Source organism: Dellaglioa sp. CoH-56-MRSF-10 (genome assembly GCF_056782175.1).
This window is the reverse complement of sequence record NZ_JBXAYF010000125.1, coordinates 1-263: the sequence shown is the minus strand read 5'-3', so window position 1 is coordinate 263 and position 263 is coordinate 1. Positions and strand designations below refer to the sequence as shown.

General features: G+C 57.8%; 1 protein-coding gene. It reads left to right on the top strand.

Translation table 11 applies throughout. The features are described from left to right. Nucleotides 1-263: hypothetical protein (locus AC1RP4_RS08040; protein WP_481763283.1), on the top strand; the 263-nt coding region annotated here is incomplete at both ends.

Here is a 263-nt window from a genome sequence, read left to right as displayed (position 1 = left end):
GAACTGGACGACGTGCAGCTTCGGACACGCATTCAGGTCCTGCGTGATCTGGATGGCCGCTGGAATGATCATTACGCTGGCGGTATCCAACAACGGGAACGTGAGCGGCTGGCTCGGATCGGTCGTGCATGGCCCTTTGAGGAAAAGAAATCGGACCTCGCGCGCCTGAGCGAGATCGAAGAAAAGCTCGAACGTGAGGACGCTGAGCAAGAAGCGGCCGAGGAACAACACCTCATGGAAAGCGCTCGTGCCAATCAATACCC